At 71.0% G+C, this 6,358-nt stretch carries 3 protein-coding genes; all 3 read right to left on the reverse strand.

The window, feature by feature from the left end; translation table 11 throughout:
* Nucleotides 1-1,111, reverse strand: a 1,111-nt coding sequence (locus AOK24_RS40795) for a magnesium chelatase ATPase subunit I (protein WP_159052169.1), incomplete at its 3' end; no start/stop codon positions are given.
* Nucleotides 1,108-4,758 (reverse strand): cobaltochelatase subunit CobN, encoded by a 3,651-nt coding sequence (gene cobN, locus AOK24_RS40800; RefSeq protein WP_055724957.1) that lies wholly within the window; start codon nt 4,756-4,758, stop codon nt 1,108-1,110. The genes cobN and AOK24_RS40795, both read right to left, overlap by 4 nt.
* A complete protein-coding gene (locus tag AOK24_RS40805) occupies nt 4,755-6,263 on the reverse strand; it encodes a cobyric acid synthase (RefSeq protein WP_055724958.1) in 1,509 nt (502 codons plus the stop codon). The genes cobN and AOK24_RS40805 overlap by 4 nt, the downstream gene beginning before the upstream one ends.
* Nucleotides 6,264-6,358: the final 95 nt, after the last annotated feature.

Raw genomic sequence — 6,358 nt, forward strand, 5'->3', positions numbered from 1 at the left:
GCTGAGCGGCGGCACCGCCGTCCCCCTGCCCGTCCTGCGGCGACGGCTGCCCACCACCCCCACCGGGCCCGTCCGGATCAGGATCGTCCTCAGGAGACTCCCCCGAGAACTCCTCCAACGTCTCGTCGAGCTTGTCCTCATCAAGTCCCGGCGCGTCAAAGGGATTCCGCCTACGACGATGAGGCAACGCCAGCAACGCCGCCTGCCGCACATCCTCCGCCAACACCTCGGTCCGCCCCGCCCACGCGGCCAGCGCGGTCGCGGTCCGCGCCATCACGATGTCGGCCCGCATCCCGTCGACCTCGAACGCCGCACAGGTAGCCGCGATCTGCCGCAACGCCCCGTCCCCGAGCCGCACCGACGGCAACAACTCCCGCGCGGCAACGATCCGTTGCCGTACGGCAGCCTCCTCGCCTTCCCAACGCGCCGAGAACTCGGCGGGGTTGTCGTCGTACGCGAGCCGCCGCCGCACGACCTCCACCCGCTGATCGGGCTCCCGGGACGCGGCGACCTCGACGGTCAACCCGAACCGGTCCAACAGTTGAGGCCTCAATTCGCCTTCTTCGGGATTCATGGTCCCGACGAGCAGGAACCGAGCGGCATGCCGCACGGACACGCCCTCGCGCTCGACGTAGGAGGCCCCCATGGCAGCGGCGTCGAGCAACAGGTCCACGAGGTGGTCGTGCAGGAGGTTGACCTCATCGACGTACAGAATCCCGCGATGAGCGTCGGCGAGGAGCCCCGGCTCGAACGCCTTCACACCCTCGGCAAGCGCCCGCTCGATGTCCAGCGCGCCCACCAGCCGGTCCTCGGACGCCCCGACAGGCAACTCGACCATCCGGGCAGCCCGTTGAGACCCCCCGCCCGCCTCGTGCGGCCCATCAGGACAAGCCGCGTCAGGAGCCGCAGGATCACACGAGAACCGGCACCCGGCCACCACATCCACAGCAGGCAACAACGCCGAAAGCGCCCGCACAGCAGTCGACTTCGCGGTGCCCTTCTCCCCGCGCACCAGCACGCCCCCCACAGCGGGAGACACGGCGTTCAGCAGCAGCGCGAGCCGCAGATCGTCCTGCCCCACAACTGCCGTGAACGGAAACGGAGTACTCACTGGTCGCCCTCCAAGTCGCCTTCAAGCTCCAGGTACGTGGCACGCAGCCGCTCCAGCGTGTCCGCGTCGGGCTCCGCCCACAGCCCGCGGTCGGCGGCTTCGAGCAGCCGCTCCGTGATCCCGCGCAGCGCCCACGGGTTGGACTTCTTCATGAAGTCCCGGTTCTCCGGGTCGAAGACGTACTCGGCGCTGAGCTTCTCGTACATCCAGTCGTCGACCACACCGGCCGTCGCGTCGTACCCGAACAGGTAGTCCACGGTCGCGGCCATCTCGAACGCGCCCTTGTACCCGTGCCGCCGCATCGCCGCCATCCAGCGGGGGTTGACCACGCGCGCGCGGAACACGCGGTGGGTCTCCTCGCCGAGGGTGCGGGTTTTCACCTGGTCCGGCGTGGCCGAATCCCCCACGTACGCCTCGGGGTTGACCCCGGTCAGGTGGCGGACCATGGCGACCATGCCGCCGTGGTACTGGAAGTAGTCGTCCGCGTCGACGAGGTCATGCTCTCTCGTGTCCACGTTTTTCGCGGCGACGGCGATCCGCTTGAACGCCGTCTCCATGTCCCCCCGAGCCGCCCGCCCGTCCAGCCCGCGCCCGTACGCGTAACCGCCCCACACCGCGTACACCTCGGCGAGATCCGCGTCGGAGCGCCAGTTGCGCGCGTCGATCAGCGGCAGCAACCCGGCGCCGTACGCCCCCGGCTTGGAGCCGAAGATGCGGGCGGTGGCCCGGCGTCGGTCGCCGTGCTCGGCCGTGTCCTCGTCGGCGTGGGCCTTGACGAAGTTCCCCGTGGCGGGCTCGTCCAGGTCCGCGACGGCGCGTACGGCGTCGTCGAGGAGCCCCACGACGTGCGGGAACGCGTCCCGGAAGAAGCCGGAGATGCGGACGGTGACGTCGATGCGGGGACGGCCCAGCTCGTCCAGGGGGACGACCTCGAAGCCGGTGACGCGGCGGGACGCGTCGTCCCACACCGGACGGCAGCCCAGCAGCGCGAGGATCTCGGCGATGTCGTCGCCCTGGGTGCGCATCGCGGAGGTGCCCCAGACGGTGAGGCCGACGGACTTCGGGTACTCCCCGGTGTCCGCCAGGTACCGCTGCACGAGCGAGTCCGCGAGCGCCTGCCCGACCTCCCAACTCAGCCGCGAGGGAATGGCCTTGGGGTCGACGGAGTAGAAGTTGCGGCCGGTCGGCAGGACGTTGACGAGCCCGCGTGTCGGGGACCCGGAGGGCCCGGCGGGGACGTAACCCCCGTCCAGCGCACGCAGGATGTGCCCGATCTCGTCCGTCGTACGCGCCAGCCGCGGCACGACCTCGGTGCACGCGAACTCCAGCACGGCGACGGCGTCGGGCAGTTCGGTCCCGAGCACCTCACGCACCAGCGCGGGAACGGCAGTTGACGACCACTCCCGCTCCTCCATGCCGAGCGCGACCCGCCGGCACAGCTGCTCCAGCAGATCGATCGCGTCGGCGGCGGTCCGCGCGGGCCCCTCCACCAGCTCGCTCAGCTCCACCGGCACCTTCACCGCGGCACCCGGCTCGGCCAGCAACTCCTTCTCCACCAGCCCGAAATGAGCAGCGAAGGCGGACCGCAGACCGGGCAGCGCGTTGGCCTGCCCGCCCCACACCTGGGAGGCGCGCAGCACGGCCAGGACGAGGTTCACGCGCGCCTCGTCGACGGGCCCGCCGCCGAGGATGTGCAGCCCGTCGCGGATCTGCACGTCCTTGATCTCGCACAGGTAGCCGTCGATGTGCATGACGAACTCGTCGAAGTCGTCGTCGCCGGGCTGCTCGTCGACATGCAGGTCGTGATGGAGCTCGGCGGCCTTCACGAGCGTCCAGATCTGCGCCCGCACCGCAGGCGCCTTCACCGGGTCGAGATCGCTCACGAGGGCGTACTCGTCGAGGAGCTGCTCCAGCTTCGCGAGGTCCCCGTACGTGTCCGCGCGGGCCATCGGCGGCACCAGGTGGTCGACGACGGTCGCGTGCCCGCGCCGCTTCGCCTGCGTCCCCTCGCCGGGGTCGTTGACGATGAACGGGTAGATCAGCGGCAGGTCCCCGAGGACCGCGTCCGGAGCACAACCGCCGGACAGGCCGAGGCCCTTGCCCGGCAGCCACTCCATCGTGCCGTGTTTGCCCATGTGGACGATCGCGTCGGCGCCGAAAGAGTTGTCCAGCCAGCGGTACGCGGCCATGTAGTGGTGCGACGGCGGCATGTCCGGGTCGTGGTAGATCGCGATCGGGTTCTCCCCGAAGCCGCGCGGCGGCTGGATCATCACGACGACGTTCCCGAACTGGAGGGAGGCCAGGACGATGTCGTCCCCGTCGACGTACAGCGAACCCGGCGGCTCGCCCCACGCCTCGGTCATCGCGTCCCGCAGCTCCGGGTCCAGCTTGTCGAACCACGCCTGGTAGTCGGCGAGCGGCACCCGCGCGGGCGCCGACGCCAACTGCTCCTCGGTCAGCCACTCCACGTCATGCCCACCGGCCTCGATGAGCCGGTGGATCAACTCGTCGCCCTCGGACGGGTATCCGCTCACCCCGTACCCGGCGTCCCGCAGCGCGTCCAGCACCCGCACCGCCGAAGCGGGCGTGTCCAGACCGACCGCGTTGCCGACCCGGGAGTGCTTCGTCGGGTACGCCGTGAAGACCAGCGCGACGCGCTTCTCCGCGTTCGGCTTGTGCCTCAACTGCGCGTGCCTGACAGCGATTCCGGCGACCCGCCCGGCCCGCTCGGGGTCGGCGACGTACACCGGGACGTCGTCCGGGCCCTGCTCCTTGAAGGAGAACGGGACGGTGATGATCCGCCCGTCGAACTCGGGGATCGCGACCTGCATCGCCGCGTCCATGGGGGAGAGGGCCGCGTCCGACTCGTCCCACGCCGCGCGCGACGACGTGAGGCAAAGCCCTTGCAGCACAGGGATGTTGAGATCCGCGAGCGCGCCGATGTCCCACGCCTCCTCGTCGCCGCCCGCCGACGCCTCCGAGGCGTGCGTGCCGCCGGCCGCGAGGACCGTCGCCACCAACGCGTCGGCCCCGCCCAGGAGTTCGTAAAGACCGGCGTCCGCGCCGCGCAGCGAACCGCAGTACACGGGAAGCGCGTTGGCGCCGCGCGCCTCGATCGCGTCGCACAGGGTGTCGACGAAGGCGGTGTTGCCGCTCAACTCGTGGGCCCGGTAGAAGAGGACACCGACGGTGGGGCGGCCCTCGACCGAAGTACGCTCCCCGTGAATCCCGAACTCCGGCATCTTCTGGGGCTCTTCGAACCCCTCACCGGTCAACAGGACGGTGTCGGAGAGGAATCGGGCCAGCTCGACGAGGTTCGCCGACCCGCCCTCGACGAGGTAGCGCAGCGCCTCCGCCACGACCCCGGCCGGCACCGACGACTCCGCCATCAGCTCCGCGTCCGGCACGGCCTCGCCGCCCAGCAACACGGTGGGAATCCCCGCCGACCTGAGCGCCGCGAGCCCGTCCTCCCAGGCCCGCTTGCCGCCCAGGAGCCGGACGACAGCGATGTCGGCGCCCTCGATCAGCGCCGGAAGCTCCCCGGCGACGTCCACCCGGGTCGGGTTCCCGATCCGGTACGGGGCGCCGGAGGCGCGCGCCGCCAGCAGGTCCGTGTCGGCGGTCGACAACAGCAAAACTGTGCTCATGCGGGCGCTCCCGGGGGGATGAAGGGCAGTCCTTGCGGCGCTCCCGACTCGATGAGCCGCCAGAGCGCGTCTGTGTCCGCGTGCTGTTCGATCAAGTCGCCGAGCAGATCGAGCTGTTGCTCGCGCAGCGCGGCGAACGAGGTGTCGTCGGCGGGCACGAAGCGGCGGCCCGCGGCGGCGGCCACCTCGCGCAGGAACGCCCGCCGGAACCCGTCCGACTCCAGCGAACCGTGCCAGTGCGTACCCCAGACGGCGCCAACTCGGCAGCCGTCCAAGAAGGGGTCCCCGCCAAGAACGGAAGCGACCCCGTGATGGATCTCGTACCCCTCGACCCGCTCCCCGAGGGCCTCGCCCACCGGCCGGGTCAGAGTCTTCTCGCGGGCGAACCGCACCCGCACGGGCAGCAGTCCGAGCCCGTCGACGACGCCGGCGCGCGACTCGACGTCGTCCTCGATGCGCTCCCCGAGCAACTGGAAGCCGCCGCAGATCCCGAGGATCGGTCGCCCGTCAACGGCCCGTCGGAGCAAGGCCGTTGCGAGCCCCCGCTCGCGAAGCCACTCAAGTGCCTTCACCGTCCCCCGGGTTCCGGGTACGACGACCAGGTCCGCGTCCGCGAGCTCCTCCGGCCGGTCCACGAACCGCACCACCACGCCGGGTTCGGCGGCCAGCGCGTCCACGTCCGTGAAGTTCGACATCAACGGCACGGCGCAGACGGCGACCCGGAGGATCTCGTCCCCGACCGGCGGCGCGAGCGAGGACTCCCGTACGGCGCCCCGCAGGGACACCGCCATGCCGTCCTCCTCGTCGATCCCGAGGCCCGGCCGGAACGGCAGCACCCCGTACGCCGACCGGCCGGTCAGCCCGCGCAGCATCTCCAACCCCGGCTCCAGCAGCGACACATCGCCGCGGAACTTGTTCACCAGGAACCCGGCGACCAGGGCCTGGTCCTCCGGCGAGAGCAGGGCGACCGTCCCGAAGAACGAGGCGAAGACGCCGCCCCGGTCGATGTCCCCGACCACCAGCACCGGCAACGCCGCGTTGCGTGCGATCCCCATGTTGACGATGTCGGTGCGCCGCAGGTTGATCTCGGCGGGCGAACCGGCGCCCTCGCAGATCACCGCGTCGTGCGTGGACCGGAGTTCGGCGAGGCAGTCGAGCACCGTCCCGAGCAACTGCTCCTGGCGGCCCCCGTGATACCGGCGCGCGTCCATCTCGCCGACGGGCTTCCCCATCAGCACGACCTGACTGCTCCGCTCCCCGCCGGGCTTCAGCAGCACCGGGTTCATCAGCGCGGTCGGCTCGATCCGGCACGCCTGCGCCTGCATCGCCTGCGCCCGCCCGATCTCGGCACCCTCGCGGGTCACGAACGAGTTGAGGGACATGTTCTGCGCCTTGAACGGCGCGACCTTCACGCCCTGCCGCACGAGCCACCGGCAGATCCCGGCGGTGACGACACTCTTACCGGCGTCGGAGGTGGTCCCGGCGACCAGTAGCCCGCCGCTCATACGCTGGCCCCCTTTTTCAGCAACCGTTTGCACAACATCCGTCCGGCGACCGTCGCCCCCAGCGCCAGCCAACTCACCCGCCGCGACAGCCGTAC

This window comes from Streptomyces niveiscabiei, assembly GCF_001419795.1.
Lineage (GTDB): Bacteria > Actinomycetota > Actinomycetes > Streptomycetales > Streptomycetaceae > Streptomyces > Streptomyces niveiscabiei.

Coding starts and splice junctions, on each gene's coding strand:
- AOK24_RS40805 (WP_055724958.1), bottom strand. CDS start 6,263: ATGAGCGGCGGGCTACTGGTCGCCGGGACCACCTCCGACGCCGGTAAG.
- cobN (WP_055724957.1), bottom strand. CDS start 4,758: ATGAGCACAGTTTTGCTGTTGTCGACCGCCGACACGGACCTGCTGGCG.